Here is a 15995-nt window from a genome sequence, read left to right as displayed (position 1 = left end):
TCTGCTCGAATACTCAACGCAGGGGAGCGTTCAATCATTCCACGAATCACGCGGTGTGGCCAGTCATGTCCGCATCCCGTGCCCGGCAATGCCAAAACCGCCTGTCACCGGTGGGGATGGGACAGGCGGTCCGGGGGTCGGTGCAGGTGGCTAGAACGAGTAGTTCCGGAGCTTCTTCTGCGCCCTGTCCAGTGCCTTGTCGGCTTCGGCCTGGAGCTTGCTGTACCGCTTATCCGCCTTCTTGGCGGCACGTCCCGAGGTCGCCTCCGCCTTCTCGAGCGCATCGCTGGCCCGGTCCTGTGCCTTGGCTGCGGCCCTGACCACGGACTTCTTCGCGGTCTTGGCGTTGGCCTGCGCCGCATCCAGCCAGTCTCCGGCGTTGTCATCGAGGTAGGACTGCGCCTTGGTCGCGTAGTCGGAGACGGTGTCGGTGGCCTTGTGCGCGTAGTCGCTGACCACATCGGAGGCTTTGCGGGCCGCCTCCTGGGCGTTCTTCAGCCAATCGTCCTTGTTGTCCCCCACGTAGTCCTGCGCGGTGTGGGTGTAGCCCGAGACGAGGTTCGAGGCCTCGGAGAGCCAGTCGGTGGCCCTGTCGCCGAGCTTTTCCGTCTCGGACCTGGTGGGCAGCGCCTGCTGGATCTGCTTCCTGCTCCGCTTGGCGGCGTTGCTGGCGCGCCACTTCACACCGGGCTTCCCCTCGGTGTCCACGGTGGTGATGAACAGTCCACCGAGCAGGGCGATGTTGGTGACGAAGCCGTTGCGCCTGTTGCTCTTCTCGGCGGCGTCCTGGGTCTCCCAGAAGGCGTTGCGGGCAAGGATGGTCGGGACGGTCACCACGGCGAGGGCCGCGGCCGAGGTGCGGGGAACCCTGCCGATCGCCAGCAGGGAGCCTGCGGCGATCTTCGTTCCACCGATGATCCGGGTGACCAGCTCCGGATCGCTGGTGATACGCCTGGCGTACTTGCGTGGGAGCACGTAGCGCACGCGATCGAGCACCACCTCGGTTCCCTCTACATGTGACCGGGTGTTCAAAACGGTGTCCGCGCCGTCGACGATATAGACCGAGGCGAGCATGGGTCGGGCGATCTTACGGATCATGGTGGATGCTCCTAACAAACGCAGTTGTGACCGGGGCGGTTGGTACGGCTCCCGGAGGTCAATGTTTTCTCCAGTGTCCAATCCTACCCAGGTTATGAATTGCATGGAGGGAGGTAGACACCATCTGGGGCTGAAAATCCCGCCCCATTGTTTTCGGCCCGCTCCTACCAGCGACGCTCCCACCAGACCTCTAGCTGCGGACGCTCATCACCGAGTGTGGTGCTCCTGCCGTGGCCGGGCCAGACGATGGAATCGTCCGGGTAGACATCGAAGAGTCGCTGCTTGACATCGTTGAACAGACGGATGAAGTCCCCCTCACTGCTGGTCTTGCCCAGGCCACCGGGGAAGAGCGAATCACCGACGAACAGGTTCGTGCGTCCTTCAATCTCCGCCACCAGCGTCGCGCCGCCGGGGGTGTGGCCGCGGAGGATCACGATGGGCAGGTCATGCCCCTCGAAGGGGATGGTGTCCCCCTGGTTCAGTTCCACATCCACCTTCGCGGGAAGTGCGGGGACCTCGAGAAATGGCGCGTAGTGCGTCGCACCGGTCTCCTTCAGCACCTCGGCAAGCGCCCGGACGTGGTCGGCGTGCCGGTGCGTGGTGAGCACCTTGGTGATGTGCACCCCGGCCTCGCCGGCCATGGCCAGGATCGCGGGGGCGTCATCGGCTGCGTCGATGAGCAGCCCCTTGTCATTGGCGCAGAGGAGATAGCAGTTGTTGTCCATGGCCGATACTGAAATATGGTGCAGTGATAGCTCGTTGCTCATGAAACCCAGAGTAGCGAAACAACTCCCTTCGTTGGTATGTTCGAAGTGTTCCGATTTGATCTTTTCCCACCAACCCATCACCAGTGAAGGGCCCAGAAACAATTGGCTGATCGCCTCGTCGTGCGCGGTGCGCGCGAACACAACCTCAAGGGCGTCGACATCGACCTGCCGCGCGACTCCATGGTCGTTTTCACCGGCCTCTCCGGCTCGGGTAAGTCCTCCCTGGCGTTTGACACCATCTTCGCCGAGGGACAGCGCCGGTATGTGGAGTCGTTGTCCAGCTATGCCCGGATGTTCCTCGGTCAGATGGACAAACCGGATGTGGATCTCATCGACGGTCTCTCGCCAGCGGTGTCCATTGATCAGAAATCCACCAACCGGAATCCCCGCTCCACCGTCGGCACGATCACGGAGGTCTACGATTACCTCCGGCTGCTGTTCGCCCGGGCGGGCACGGCGCACTGTCCGGTGTGTGATGCACCCGTGCAGCGTCAGACTCCGCAGCAGATGGTGGATCAGATCCTGGAGATGGAGGAGGGCCTGCGCTTCCAGGTGCTCGCACCTGTCGTGCGTACCCGCAAGGGTGAATTCGTCGACCTCTTCGCCGATCTCGCGGCCCAGGGATACTCCCGCGTCCGGGTTGATGGTCAGGTGTACCAGCTCAGTGATCCACCGAAGCTGGAGAAACAGATCAAGCACGACATTGATGTGGTGGTAGACCGTCTCCAGGTCAAGGCGAGTCAGAAACAGCGCCTGACCGATTCCATGGAAACCGCGCTGCGGCTGGCGGACGGTGTCGCCGTCCTGGAGTTTGTCACCCTGGACGAGGATGATCCGGCACGGCTGCGCCGTTTCTCCGAGAAGCTGAGCTGTCCCAACGGCCACGTTCTCAACCTCGATGAACTGGAACCCAGGGCCTTCTCCTTCAACTCGCCCTATGGAGCGTGCCCCGCATGTGACGGACTGGGGGTGCGGACCGAGGTCGATATAGATCTGATCATCCCGGATCCCGACGCACCGGCCGTCCATGCCGTCCAGCCCTGGAACTCCAGTCCCAACCACACCTACTTTGAGAAGCTGATCGAGGGATTGGCCAATGCCCTCGGATTCGACCCGGAGACACCCTTCAACAAACTCACCGCCGCCCAGCGCAAGGCGCTGATCCACGGTTCAAAGGAGGAGGTCAGCGTCCGGTACAAGAACCGTTTCGGGCGTGTCCGTGCATGGACCGCACCCTTCGAGGGCGTTCTGGGCTACTTCGACCGGAAAATCGAGCAGACCGACTCCGAATCCCAGAAGGAGCGGCTGCTCGGCTACACGCGGGAGGTGGCGTGCCCGACATGCAAGGGGGCACGGCTCAAGCCGGAGATCCTCGCCGTGCGCCTGGACTCGAAGTCCCACGGAGAGCTCTCGATTGCCGGGCTGACCGCGCTGTCTGTGCATGATGCCTTTGACTTCCTTGACTCCCTGACCCTTGGCAGGCGGGAGGAGATGATCGCCGGTGCCGTTCTCAAGGAGATCAGGGCGCGCCTGCAGTTCCTGCTCGACGTCGGCCTGGCCTATCTGACCCTCAACCGCGCCGCGGGAACCCTTTCCGGAGGTGAGGCCCAGCGCATCCGACTGGCGACCCAGATCGGCTCGGGCCTCGCCGGGGTCCTCTATGTTCTGGATGAACCCTCCATCGGTCTGCACCAGCGTGACAACCAGCGCTTGATCGCAACCCTGGAGAGGCTCCGCGACATCGGCAACACACTGATCGTCGTCGAGCACGATGAGGACACCATCCGCCGCGCCGACTGGCTCATCGACATCGGACCCCGCGCGGGTGAATTCGGTGGGGAAGTGGTCTACCAGGGTCTGCCCGAGGGGATCCTCGACTGTGAGGAGTCCCTGACCGGAGCCTATCTCTCCGGACGGCGGAAGCTTGGTGTCCCGGATCATCGCCGCGCAATCGATCCGAAGCGCACACTGACCGTCATCGGTGCCCGCGAGAACAACCTCAGGGGCATCGACGTGGACATCCCCCTCGGTGTCCTGGTGTGCGTCACGGGAGTCTCCGGATCGGGGAAGTCGACCCTGATCAATCAGATTCTGGCGAAGGTGCTTGCCAACAAGCTCAACCGCGCCCGTCAGGTTCCCGGTCGGGCGAAGCGGGTGGACGGACTGGAGCACCTGGATAAACTCGTCCAGGTCGATCAATCTCCCATCGGCCGCACGCCCCGCTCCAATCCCGCGACCTACACCGGGGTCTTTGATAAGGTGCGCAACCTCTTCGCGGAAACCACCGAGGCCAAGGTCCGCGGATACAAGCCGGGACGCTTCTCCTTCAATATGAAGGGAGGGCGCTGTGAGGCCTGCCATGGCGACGGCACCCTCAAGATCGAGATGAACTTCCTCCCGGATGTCTACGTTCCCTGCGAGGTGTGCGAGGGCAGGCGGTACAACCGCGAGACTCTCGAGGTCAAGTACAAGGGCAAGAACATTGCCGAGGTGCTTGGCATGTCAATTGCGGAGGCCGCGGAGTTCTTCGAGCCGATCACCTCCATCCATCGATACCTCGCGACGCTGGTCGATGTCGGCCTCGGGTACGTGCGACTGGGGCAGGCCGCGACCACTCTCTCCGGAGGCGAGGCCCAACGCGTGAAGCTGGCCTCCGAGTTGCAGAAGCGATCCAATGGACGAACCGTCTACATTCTGGATGAGCCGACCACGGGCCTCCACTTCGAGGACATCCGCAAGCTGATGCTGGTGATCCAGGGTCTGGTGGACAAGGGCAACTCAGTGATCGTGATCGAGCACAACCTGGATGTGATCAAGGCCGCGGACTGGATCATTGATATGGGTCCCGAGGGTGGCTCCGGCGGCGGCACCATTGTCGCCGAGGGGACACCGGAGGAGGTTGCCGGTGTCGCCGGATCCTACACCGGGCAGTTCCTCCGGGAGGTCCTCGCGGAATCCTGAGCCGGAGACCCCGGGTCTGTGATCCGGGCTCAGCGTTCCGGGCTCAGGACAGGGGCGGGTGCGCGGGATCGCCGTCGGTGTCCCTGGGCTCCGCATTGCGGCGGCCGCGCATCGCCGCGATCGCCAGCAGCGCCATGCCGGAGGCCAGGAACGCAATGGCCCGCGGGACCCCGTCCAGGGCGACGAGATCGAAGAAGACCAGTTTGACTGTTCCCGCGACCGCGAGACCGACCCCGGTCCACAGTGCGCCCGGCTGATCGAGGAGCCTCCTGCTGAGCATGAGAGCGGCTGCGATCACCATCCACAGAATCGAGACGCCGGCGTGCCCGATGAGGAACCCGAGCTTCATTCCGAATGATCCACCGAGCAGATTGCCCAGGTAGGTGACGATGGTGACGATGGCTGTCGCCGACAAATAGAGAACCGCGGCACCGACGCCCAGCTGGAGCCAGAGAACCCGGTTGTAGAAGACCTCCCGCGCGAGCACGACAACCGCGATGAACAGGAGTATCAGCGCCGCCTGCACCAGTGCGATCCCGTCGGTCAGCCACACCGGGGACAATGCGACCACGTTGCGGAACAGCACACCGGAAATGGCCACGGCCGCGATGATCCAGGAGATCCACGGGAGCATCCCCAGGTCGCGGTCCCGGGGCAGGGTGTTCAACCAGAAGGTGACAGCCGAGGCGGTGAGGAAGAAGGCGACCACGGCCAGTGCCCCTCCGAACTGCGTCCGGTGCTCAAACAAAAGCGGGGTGTAGCGGATGAACACAAAGGCGGCGGCGACCAGAGCCAGCCCGGTCACCGCGACCGGGCGGGCGATGCGGGCGGTGCGGGCGAAATCCGGGGAGACCGTGGCGGAGTGGACCATCGGCGTGGGGTCGGGGGAGCTGAACAGACTCGCCTGAATCCCCAGTCCGGCGATCACCGCGGTGGGAAGCAGGAGCCACCAGGGTGAATTGGCCACACCCACGGACAGTGAGGTGAAGCCGAGGATGACAATGGGTGCGATCACGGCGACCCGGAACGCCGTCGTATCAGGTCCCGCGCCCCTCCCGGATCCGCGGGCGTCACCTCCCGGGGTGGCGGGCGGGTCCCACAGGGTCAGTGACACCAGCAGGACCGCGGTGAGTGAACCGGTGATGATCGCGGTGCCGGCCATCGCCCCGCCCACGGTGGACAGCAGCAGCTGGAGAACCGTCGCCAGTACCGCCACGGCGATGCGCACCCGGGCGGTTGCCACCCTGATCGTGATCAGCAGCGTGGCGATCAGCCCGAACTCGGGCCAGGGCGTGGCCGCGTTGCCAAAGTCGAACCAGGAGGTCAGACCTGTGACGATCGTAGTTGCCAGCAGGACGGCGGAACCGTAGCCCGGATTGGCCGGAGTGGACCAGATCCGGCCGAGAAGGACGAAGCCGACATTGATCAGCAGCATCACCAGGGAGCCGATGCCAGGTGGCCACCATTCCAGGAAGTAGATAAGGGCCCCGGTAGTAGCCAGTGCCGCCACCTGGGAGGTGACCACGAGGGCCACCACGGCCTCGACCCGCGTCCCGCGGTTGCGCACCCATACCGCGGCGGTGAGCAGAACGACCGCGATGAGATAGGACCCCGTGACCCGCCCCAGCGGGCCCAGCCATCCGCGCTGGATCGCCACCGACACCAGCAGGATGATGCCGGCGATGGTGATCGCCGCGCCACCGATGGACACACCGCGCATGATTTTCGCCTCGGTGGACATCGCCGGTGAGGCCGCTACCGACGGTGCCGGGGGAAGCGGGTAGGCGGTGGTCCGCCCCGCGGCCACGGAGCTTCTCGACGCCTCGGGTTGTTCCACCGCGTCACCGCGGGTGACCCGGTTGCGGTCGTAGGGGTAGGCGGGCGGGGGCGTCGTCAAGCGGGGTGCGTTGTCGACCTGAACCGGTGGCTGCTGCGACGGCACCTCAAGTTTCGAGGCAAGTGCGGCGATCTGCTGACTCGCCTCCGCCATCGCGCTCGCCGAGGCGGAGAGTTTCTGCAGGGCGGCGCGCAGGGCCATGCGGTCTCGCTGGTTGAAGTCCATGAAACAAGACTAGGGGCAGCGGCCCGCGCGGACGCCGCGGGGAACGCAATTGTTATACTCACGGGATCGCGCCGCTACCGGGTTTTGTCTCCGCACGTCCAACGTGCTAGAGTCGACCTCACTACCGCCTGATGCATCGTGTATTCCACGAAAAGCATGGGCCGCAAGAGGAGATCTTCCCACCTAAGGCCGCCGCTCGCCGGTTGGATAAAGGTAAAGCAAGTAGTGCTGACACGGACTAGTGCCCGTGTACAACTCTTGAACTCAGATCTCCCGTTCATCCGCAATGTGATGAACGGGTTTTTGGTCTGAAACGGGGCAATCACCTCATGCGGTTCGGTACGTCAGAATTTCCCGCACTGCTAACAGAGGAGTCCACATCAGCGCTGAAGCTCGCATTAATGAGCGTATCCGAGTTCCCGAGGTCCGACTTGTCGGTCCGAATGGTGAGCAGGTAGGCATTGTCCGTATTGAAGATGCCCGCAAGCTCGCGTTCGACGCAGATCTGGATCTGGTCGAGGTCGCACCCACCGCCAAGCCCCCGGTCTGCAAGATCATGGACTACGGAAAGTTCAAGTACGAGCAGGCCCAGAAGGCCCGCGAGTCACGCAAGAACCAGCAGCAGACTGTGGTCAAGGAACAGAAGCTCCGTCCCAAGATCGATGATCATGATTATGAGACGAAGAAGGGCAATGTCATTCGATTCCTGGAAAAGGGGTCGAAGGTCAAGGTCACCATCATGTTCCGTGGTCGTGAGCAGGCTCGTCCCGAGCTCGGCTACCGGCTCCTCGAGCGTCTGGCCAATGATGTCGCCGATTACGGCATTGTGGAATCCCGCGCGAAGCAGGACGGAAGAAACATGACAATGGTTCTCGGCCCGGTGCGCAAGGGTAAGAAGTAAACACGATTAGCGTTTAAGGACAACTTTCATGAAGAACAAGACCCACAAGGGCACCGCAAAGCGCGTCAAGGTGACTGGATCCGGCAAGCTCGTCCGCGAGCAGGCGAACCGCCGCCACCTCCTCGAGGGCAAGCCCTCCACCCGTACCCGTCGCCTGAAGGGGATCGTTGAGGTTTCCGGCGCCGACACCAAGCGCATCAAGCGTCTCCTCGGCAAGGCGTAGTTCCGCCTCCGCCTCCTCCCCTCCACCTATCAAGACAAGATTTAAGGAAGTACCACCGTGGCACGTGTCAAGCGGTCCGTCAACGCAAAGAAGAAGCGTCGCGAAATTCTGAAGTCCGCCAAGGGCTACCGCGGCCAGCGCTCACGCCTCTACCGGAAGGCGAAAGAGCAGTGGCTGCACTCCATGACGTACGCCTACCGCGATCGTCGCGCCCGCAAGAGCGAGTTCCGCAAGCTGTGGATCCAGCGCATCAACGCCGCCGCACGCATGAACGGCATCACCTACAACCGACTCATCCAGGGCCTGCGCCTGGCGGAGATCGACGTTGACCGCAAGATCCTCGCCGAGCTGGCCGTGAATGATTTCGCCGCCTTCTCCGCAATCTGCGAGGCTGCCAAGGCAGCGCTCCCGGAGGATGTCAACGCACCGAAGGCTGCCTAGCATCCGGCTGATTACAGCAACCTGAACCGCCCCCGCACAATGAGTGCGGGGGCGGTTTTTTGCCTCCGACCCGCGGGGTTCGCCCGCGGCGGCGTGAAGAAGAAGGTTGATACTTCACCTACATTTCTCCGAATACTCATCTCCCATGTGTTTTACAGAGGATAAATTCACACCGGGGTCATCTGGTGGAAACATCGGGCCCATACCATGTCCCCTCGTGCCCACTTTACTTCTCGAACCGGAAGTGGATGAGCTACGTAATCGAGCCAAACGATCCCGCAGGAACGAATGGCTGCTGGCGGCGGCGCTGCTGGCGCCCAACCTCGCGCTCCTGGCCATCTTTACGTACCGCCCGCTCCTGGACAATTTCCGGCTTTCCTTCTTCAGCTGGAACATCTCATCGCCCAACTCAACGTTCATCGGCCTCGACAACTACATCGAGTTCTTCACCAGGCCGGATACCGCCCAGGTGGTGTCCAACACCGTCATCTTCACGGTCTTCGCCGTCATCGGGTCGATGTTCTTCGGCCTGCTTCTGGCGATGCTGCTCGATCAGAAACTCCTCGGCCGGAACTTCGTGCGCTCCATGGTCTTCGCGCCCTTCGTCATCTCCGGCGCTGCCATCGGTGTCGCCTTCCAGTTCGTCTTCGATCCGAACTTCGGGCTCATCCAGGACCTGCTCGGCAGGCTCGGGCTGGATTCCCCGCAGTTCTATCAGGACCCCAACTGGGCGCTGTTCATGGTCACCTTCACATTCGTGTGGAAGAACCTCGGCTACTCCTTCGTGATCTACCTGGCTGCCCTGCAGGGATTGAACCGGGACCTTGCAGAGGCCGCGGCCATGGATGGTGCGGGTTCGTGGACGCGCTTCTGGCGGGTCACGCTGCCGCAGCTGCGGCCGACGACCTTCTTCCTGTCGATCACGGTGACGCTCAACTCGGTCCAGGTCTTTGACATCATCCACACGATGACCAGGGGAGGCCCGCTCGGAGACGGCACCACGACCCTGGTCTACCAGGTCTACACCGAGACCTTCACCAACTACCGTGCGGGCTACGGTGCCACCGTCGCCACGGTTCTCTTCCTGATTCTCCTGGCCATCACCGTCATCCAGGTCCGCTACATGGACAGGGAGAACAAACAGAAATGATCTCCACCGATAGAAGCCTCCTGGTCAAGGTGATGGGCTATGTGGGAATGGCCCTCGCCGTCCTGTTCATCGGCGTACCACTGTTGTGGATCGTGCTCACCAGTTTCAAGCAGCAGTCCGAGATCTACACGCAGCCTGTGACTTGGTTGCCCTCGCAGATCAGCCTGGACAACTACGCCGATGTGTTCCGGAGGGTGCCGTTTCTCGACTACTTCCGAAACTCCATCCTGATCACGCTGATTCTGTGCACCATCAAGATCGTCCTGGGGGTGATCTCGGCATACGCCCTGTCGATCCTGAGATTCCCCGGACGCAACCTGGTGTTCCTGCTGGTCATCTCCGCACTCATGGTTCCCTCAGAGGTCACGGTGATCTCCAACTATGCACTGGTCAGCCAGCTCGGCTGGCGCGACACCTACCAGGGAATCATCGTCCCCCTCGCGGGCATCGCCTTCGGTACCTTCCTCATGCGAAATCACTTCATGTCCATCCCGAGCGAACTCATCGAGGCCGCGAGAATGGACCACTGCGGTCATTTCAGACTGCTGTGGAAGGTACTCCTACCCATCTCCATGCCCACCCTGGTCGCATTCTCCATGATCACGGTGGTCAATGAATGGAATCAGTATCTCTGGCCGTTCCTGATGGCCGAGACCGAAAACTCCGCAACACTGCCCATTGGTCTGACACTGCTGCAGAACAACGACGGGGTGTCCAACTGGGGACCCGTCATGGCGGCGACCATCATGACGATGCTCCCCGTCCTGGTCATGTTCCTCGCCCTGCAGCAGTACATGATCAAGGGGCTGATCTCCGGTGCAGTCAAGGGCTGAGCCGCGATCTGAATCGAAGAACTGACCTCATCTCCACTACAGCCACCTCCTGGAAAGGGAAACCCATGACCTTCAATCCTTCACTGAGCCGACGCCACTTCCTCGCAGCGATGGGAGTCGCGGGCGCCGGCGCCGCGCTGACTGCCTGCGCCGGAACCGGCGGCAGCACCAGCGCCAACGGATCCTCCGATTCCGATGCCGCAACCAACACCATCGTCTGGTGGTCCAACCACCCGGCCAACTCCAAGGACGTGGAGCTGGAACTGATCTCCCGCTTCGAGGCGGAGAACCCGGACCTCACCGTCCAGCTGATCGATGCGGGCGCGAACTACCGGGAGGTCTCACAGAAGTTCAACGCGGCGCTGTCCGGCGGTGAGCTTCCGGATCTGGTGGTCCTCTCCGACACCGAATGGTTCAACTTCGCCCTCAACGGTGCCACCGCGAACATCGACGAGGTGGCCAAGCGTAACGGGATCGACACCTCTTCCTATGTGGAGTCACTGTTCAATGACTACCAGCACAACGGCGGGCACTATGGCATGCCCTTCGCCCGCTCGACGACGCTTTTTTACTACAACAAGGACCTGTGGGCAAAGGCCGGTCTTCCCGACCGCGGCCCGGAGTCCTGGGAGGAGTTCACCGAGTGGGGCCCCCGTCTGCAGGAGGCACGCGGCGGCAACGGCACAGCACTGGGCTGGGGCGATGCAGTGAACTATCTCTCCTGGACCTTCGAGGGACCGATGTGGTCACTGGGCGGCAACTACTCCGAGGGCTGGGAGTCGCGTCTGACCACCCCGGAGACGATCAAGACCGTCGAGTGGCTGCGATCAACCGTCAACGATGGTTGGGCCACCGTGTCCACCGATGTCACCAACGAGTTCACCACCGGCCTTATCGGATCGTGTATCCAGTCCACCGGCGATCTGTCCACGGTGGCGAAGGCCGCCACCTTCAACTGGGGCGTCGCAGCCCTTCCCAACCCGACCGGTGAGGGTGCCTGCCCCTCCGGCGGCGCCGGACTGGGCATTCCCTCCGGAATCTCCGAGGAGCGCCAGAACAACGCCATCAAGTTCGCCGATTTCCTCACCAACTCGGCAAACACCGGCTACTGGTCGCGCGAGACCGGCTACGTTCCGGTCCGCAGGGACGCAGCAGAGGATCCCGATCACGCAGCGTTCCTCAAGGAGAACCCGGCGTACAACGTCGCGGTGCAGCAGCTGCCTGACACCCGCGTCCAGGACAACTTCCGCGTCCTGCTGCCCAATGGTGACCGCACCATCGGTGACGCACTGGAGAAGATCTGCCTTTCAGGTGCTGATATCGATGTCACCCTGCGCGACGTGGAGAACCAGCTCAACACCATCTTCAAGCGCGACATCGAGCCACTGCTCTAAGCACATCCAATCACTGAGCCAAGGCTGAAGAAGGAAACGTCACACACATGGCTTCCATTGTTTTTGAAGGTGTCACACGCAGGTACGCCCCCGGGGCGCGCCCTGCGGTGGACAAACTGAATCTGGAGATCGCCGACGGCGAGTTCCTGGTTCTGGTCGGACCCTCCGGCTGTGGCAAGTCGACCTCGCTGCGTATGCTTGCCGGCCTCGAGCCGATCAACGAGGGCAGACTGCTTATCGACGGCAGGGACGCCACGGGCGTGCGGCCGCAGGACCGCGATATCGCGATGGTCTTTCAGAGCTACGCCCTGTACCCGAACATGACCGTGCGGGAGAACATGGCGTTCGCGCTGAAGAACCAGAAGGTGCCCAAGTCCGAGATTGCCACGCGGGTGGCCGAGGCGTCACGAATCCTCCAGTTGGATCCATACCTCGACCGCAAGCCCGCCGCGCTCTCGGGCGGTCAGCGCCAGCGCGTGGCCATGGGTCGCGCCATCGTCCGCGAACCGGCGGTGTTCTGCATGGATGAGCCCCTGTCCAACCTGGATGCCAAGCTCAGGGTCTCCACCCGGGCGGAGATCTCCGCGCTGCAGCGCCGCATGGGTGTGACCACGGTCTATGTCACGCATGACCAGGTGGAAGCCATGACGATGGGGGACAGGGTCGCCGTTCTGCTGCTGGGCGTTCTGCAGCAGGTGGACACTCCCCAGAACCTCTATGACTATCCGATCAACGCCTTCGTTGCCAGTTTCATCGGATCGCCGTCGATGAACCTGATCGAGGGCACCATCAGGGGCGGGTCGGTCACCCTCGGTTCCGGACTATCGATCGGGGTTCCCGATGATGTCGCGGCCGTTATCGCAGGGGATCCCGCACGCCACGAGGGTCGCGCTGTCATCGTCGGTGCCAGGCCGGAGGCGATGAGGCTGGTGTCAGCTGATGATGAGGGCGCCTTCCCTGCCGAGGTCAGTCACATTGATGAACTCGGGGCGGATTCGATGCTCTACGTCAAGGCGTCGGGTGTGAAGAACCCGAACACGGATGTCCTCGGGGAGGGAATCCCGGAGGATATGCGCGTCCAGGTCACCCCGGCGGCGGACCATGATCAGGCGGAGCTGGGAATCCGGGTCGAGCGCCATCACGGGCTCCACCCGGGCGACCGCGTGCACGTCAGTGCCGCGGCGAAGGATATTCACCTCTTCGACGGCGTGGACGGTCGACGCGTTGTCGGTGCGATGACCTCGGAGAGGCAGCCCCACTAGATCACCGATGGTTTAGGGGCCCGGCCGGAATGTGATTCTCCGGCCGGGCCCCTCGCGTGTCCACCCCGGTGTCTACCAGGTCAGGACCCGTTCAGGGGAGCTGCTGCGGAATCTCTCAGGGTCCGATACCGTGGCAAAATCCGCCCCCGCTCTTTCGGCCAGCGCAAGTGCCCGTTCATCGCGGATCGTCCAGCACCCCACGCGAATACCCCGCCGGTGCAGGTCCTCGATCATCGACAGTTCCAGGGCGCGCCACGACGGCAGATAGGCGGCCATGTTCGCCTGAGGAATCTGATCGATCAGCCCGAGGTCGGAATTATCCTCGCGCAGCAGACCCACGCGGCAGCCGGGCAGACGGTCGCAGATCTCCACCAGGGCGGACTCGCTGAAGGAGATGAACAGCAGCCGTTCGAGCTCGCCGGGGCGCCTGTCGATCAGCTCCGCGATGGCTGGAACGGCCCCCGCCGCCTTGATCTCCACCTGGATGGGGAGATCGGTCACCGCGAGAACCTCCTCGAGGGTGGGGATCGTCGAGCCGTCCCGGAGACGGATGTCCCTGACCTGGTCCAGATTCAGGGAGGCCACGGGTGCGTCACGGTGGGCGGAGTCCGGGGCCGCCACCCGTTCCGCGCTGCGGTCATGGAGCACAACCAGGTGGTTGTCCCTGGTCGAGTGCACATCGAGCTCGATCGCATCCGCCGTTTCCGCAGCCCTGAATGCTGCCAGTGTGTTCTCGAGAGCCGTATCCTCCGCACCGCGGTGCGCCACAATGTACATGGGTTCTGAATCTTCCTTCGTGTCGGTCCTGGTGTTTGCAATGGTTGGCAACCGCTGACGGTAGTCGGGGCAGTTTAAGGGACGATGAACACCGCATGGCCTCCTTGAACAACGGTATCGATCAACGGGTGCCCGTGACCCAACTGCTAGCCTTGGGCACATGGCATTGGATTTTTCCCAGGCGTTCAGCGAACGTACCCCCCGTATCGTCAATGCGGCCAAGCTGCAGAAATCCGCCCAGCGCAGGAAGGTGAAGCAGTTCCTGGTCGAGGGTGGAAACTCGGTGGAGGCGGCGATAGCAACGGGGGCAGCCACCGATCTGTTTGTCACGGAACAGGCGGCCGAAAAGTTCGAGGAGATCCTGCGCACGGCCGGATACCTCAATGTCTATGTTCATCCGATCACCGACAGGGCGGCGCGATCGCTCAGTGACACGGTGACCACCACCGGGATCTTCGCGCTGTGCGCAGATGTGCTGTGGACAGTGGCCAAGGCGGTGAATCCGCGTTCGCGGCTGGTCAGCGTTGCGGTGGAAACCCGCGAACCCGGCAATGCGGGTACCCTGATCCGGATCGCGGATGCGGTGGGGGCGGATGCCGTGGTGTTCGCCGGAGACACCGTCGACCCCCAGGGGCCCAAGGCTGTGCGGGCGTCGGCAGGCTCCCTGTTCCACGTGCCCGTCGCACGCAACCCCGACGTCGGTGACGTCATCGGCCAGCTCCGCTCCCGGGGCCTGCGGATCCTCGCCACCGCCGCCGATGGCGAGGTGGACCTCGACGATGCCACCGAGCTCCTGACGCAACCGACGGCGTGGCTTTTCGGCAATGAGGCGCACGGACTGGGGGAGGAGCTTCTCGCGGGTGCCGATCACCGGGTTCGGATCCCTATTCGGGGCCGGGCGGAGTCGCTGAATCTCGCGACGGCGGCGGCGATCTGCCTGTATGAATCCTCCAGGGCGCTTTTCGCAGGGGAAGACTGACACCTGCTTCCGGTGAAGTGCTCCATCACCACGTATGATGTCAGGGTTAGATGTCCATAGATTTATCTTCAGGGAAGGGCTGGACCATACGGTGTCCGAGATTGAGTTGACCGAGGCCAATTTGAATGATGCGGCGCAGGCCGCGATCACGGCTTTTGACGGTGCACGGAACCTGGAGGAACTGGCAGCTCTGCGTCGCAGTCACCTTGGTGATTCCGCGCCGATTCCGCAGGCCCGCCGCCGGCTCGGCAGCATCCCCAAGGATCAGCGCAAGGAGGCCGGGCGCTTTGTCAACGTGGCCCTCGGTCGGGTGGAGAAGCACTTCGCGCAGGTCAAGTCGCTCCTCGAGGAAAAGCGCAACGCCGAGGTGCTCGAGCTCGAGCGCGTCGATGTCACCATCCCGACCACGCGTGAACAGGTCGGAGCCCTGCATCCGATCACCATCCTCAATGAGCAGATCGCCGACATCTTCGTCGCGATGGGTTGGGAAATCTCCGACGGCCCCGAGGTGGAGGCGGAGTATTTCAACTTCGACGCCCTCAACTTCCTTCCCGATCATCCGGCACGCACCCTGCAGGACACCTTCCACATCGCGCCGGAGGGCTCCAGGCAGGTGCTGCGCACCCACACCTCGCCGGTCCAGGTCCGGAGCATGCTCAAACGCGACGTTCCCCTCTACATCGCCTGCCCGGGACGAGTGTTCCGCACCGATGAACTCGATGCCACCCACACCCCGGTGTTCCACCAGATCGAGGGCCTGGCCGTCGACAGGGGCCTGACCATGGCACACCTGCGCGGCACCCTCGATCACCTGGCCAAGGAGCTTTTCGGACCGGACACCCGGACCCGGATGCGTTCGAACTATTTTCCCTTCACCGAACCCTCCGCCGAGGTTGACGTGTGGTTCGCCAACAAGAAGGGTGGCGCGGGCTGGATTGAATGGGGTGGCTGCGGAATGGTCAACCCCAACGTGTTGAGAGCCGTCGGGGTCGACCCGGAGGAGTACTCCGGATTCGCCTTCGGCATGGGCATTGAGCGGACCCTGCAGTTCCGCAACGGGCTATCCGATATGCGCGACATGGTCGAGGGCGATGTCCGTTTCACCCTGCCATTCGGTATCCGGGTCTAGCACCCCGGACACAGCCGA

General features: G+C 63.0%; 14 protein-coding genes. 10 read left to right on the top strand and 4 right to left on the bottom strand.

The window, feature by feature from the left end; all coding sequences use genetic code 11:
- Positions 1-150: 150 nt before the first annotated feature.
- Together B7E02_RS08910 and B7E02_RS08905 are read right to left on the bottom strand one after the other, a co-directional pair.
- Positions 151-1098, bottom strand: a complete 948-nt coding sequence (locus tag B7E02_RS08910; protein WP_080795126.1) for a DoxX family protein — start codon at positions 1096-1098, stop codon at positions 151-153.
- Between the two features lie 164 nt (positions 1099-1262).
- Entirely contained in the window at positions 1263-1865 is a 603-nt protein-coding gene (locus B7E02_RS08905) for an MBL fold metallo-hydrolase (protein ID WP_080795125.1), read from the bottom strand.
- 102 nt (positions 1866-1967) lie between these two features.
- Between B7E02_RS08905 and uvrA the strand changes: the two genes are divergently transcribed.
- The gene (gene uvrA / locus B7E02_RS08900; protein WP_080795123.1) at positions 1968-4826 is read left to right on the top strand and encodes an excinuclease ABC subunit UvrA; all 2859 of its coding nucleotides are present in this window, start codon (positions 1968-1970) and stop codon (positions 4824-4826) included.
- 43 nt (positions 4827-4869) lie between these two features.
- On the opposite strand, the gene B7E02_RS08895 is transcribed toward uvrA, so the two are convergent.
- Positions 4870-6888 carry a DUF2339 domain-containing protein gene (locus B7E02_RS08895; RefSeq protein WP_245802235.1) on the bottom strand — a complete coding sequence of 673 codons (2019 nt, stop codon included), beginning with the start codon at positions 6886-6888 and terminating at the stop codon, positions 4870-4872.
- Between the two features lie 349 nt (positions 6889-7237).
- Here B7E02_RS08895 and infC point away from each other — a divergent pair, with 349 nt between their 5' ends.
- The 7 genes from infC to B7E02_RS08860 all read left to right on the top strand — a co-directional run bounded on the left by infC (position 7238) and on the right by B7E02_RS08860 (position 13092).
- The gene (gene infC, locus B7E02_RS08890; protein ID WP_080795122.1) at positions 7238-7789 is read left to right on the top strand and encodes a translation initiation factor IF-3; all 552 of its coding nucleotides are present in this window, start codon (positions 7238-7240) and stop codon (positions 7787-7789) included.
- A 28-nt stretch (positions 7790-7817) separates the two neighbouring features.
- Complete coding sequence (rpmI, locus tag B7E02_RS08885; RefSeq protein ID WP_080795120.1) at positions 7818-8012, top strand: 50S ribosomal protein L35; 195 nt, start codon at positions 7818-7820, stop codon at positions 8010-8012.
- A gap of 57 nt (positions 8013-8069) precedes the next feature.
- The gene (rplT, locus tag B7E02_RS08880) at positions 8070-8453 is read left to right on the top strand and encodes a 50S ribosomal protein L20 (protein WP_080795119.1); all 384 of its coding nucleotides are present in this window, start codon (positions 8070-8072) and stop codon (positions 8451-8453) included.
- A 217-nt stretch (positions 8454-8670) separates the two neighbouring features.
- Positions 8671-9603 (top strand): carbohydrate ABC transporter permease, encoded by a 933-nt coding sequence (locus B7E02_RS08875; protein ID WP_080795116.1) that lies wholly within the window; start codon positions 8671-8673, stop codon positions 9601-9603.
- A complete protein-coding gene (locus B7E02_RS08870) occupies positions 9600-10436 on the top strand; it encodes a carbohydrate ABC transporter permease (RefSeq protein WP_080795109.1) in 837 nt (278 codons plus the stop codon). The genes B7E02_RS08875 and B7E02_RS08870 overlap by 4 nt, the downstream gene beginning before the upstream one ends.
- A gap of 65 nt (positions 10437-10501) precedes the next feature.
- Complete coding sequence (locus B7E02_RS08865) at positions 10502-11830, top strand: ABC transporter substrate-binding protein (protein ID WP_080795107.1); 1329 nt, start codon at positions 10502-10504, stop codon at positions 11828-11830.
- A 47-nt stretch (positions 11831-11877) separates the two neighbouring features.
- Entirely contained in the window at positions 11878-13092 is a 1215-nt protein-coding gene (locus tag B7E02_RS08860; protein ID WP_080795104.1) for an ABC transporter ATP-binding protein, read from the top strand.
- Between the two features lie 72 nt (positions 13093-13164).
- Here the strand turns inward: B7E02_RS08860 and B7E02_RS08855 are convergent, their stop codons facing one another.
- On the bottom strand, positions 13165-13869 hold the full coding sequence (locus B7E02_RS08855) for a glycerophosphodiester phosphodiesterase (protein ID WP_080795100.1): 705 nt from the start codon (positions 13867-13869) through the stop codon (positions 13165-13167).
- Positions 13870-14029: 160 nt separating this feature from the next.
- Between B7E02_RS08855 and B7E02_RS08850 the strand changes: the two genes are divergently transcribed.
- Both B7E02_RS08850 and pheS read left to right on the top strand, forming a co-directional pair.
- Entirely contained in the window at positions 14030-14848 is an 819-nt protein-coding gene (locus B7E02_RS08850) for a TrmH family RNA methyltransferase (RefSeq protein WP_080795098.1), read from the top strand.
- Positions 14849-14939: 91 nt separating this feature from the next.
- A complete protein-coding gene (gene pheS, locus B7E02_RS08845) occupies positions 14940-15977 on the top strand; it encodes a phenylalanine--tRNA ligase subunit alpha (protein WP_080795096.1) in 1038 nt (345 codons plus the stop codon).
- Positions 15978-15995: the final 18 nt, after the last annotated feature.

The sequence above is a fragment of the Corynebacterium pacaense genome (genome assembly GCF_900169525.1).
In the GTDB taxonomy this organism is placed as follows: Bacteria; Actinomycetota; Actinomycetes; order Mycobacteriales; family Mycobacteriaceae; genus Corynebacterium; species Corynebacterium pacaense.
This window is presented reverse-complemented; position numbering and strand designations above follow the sequence as displayed.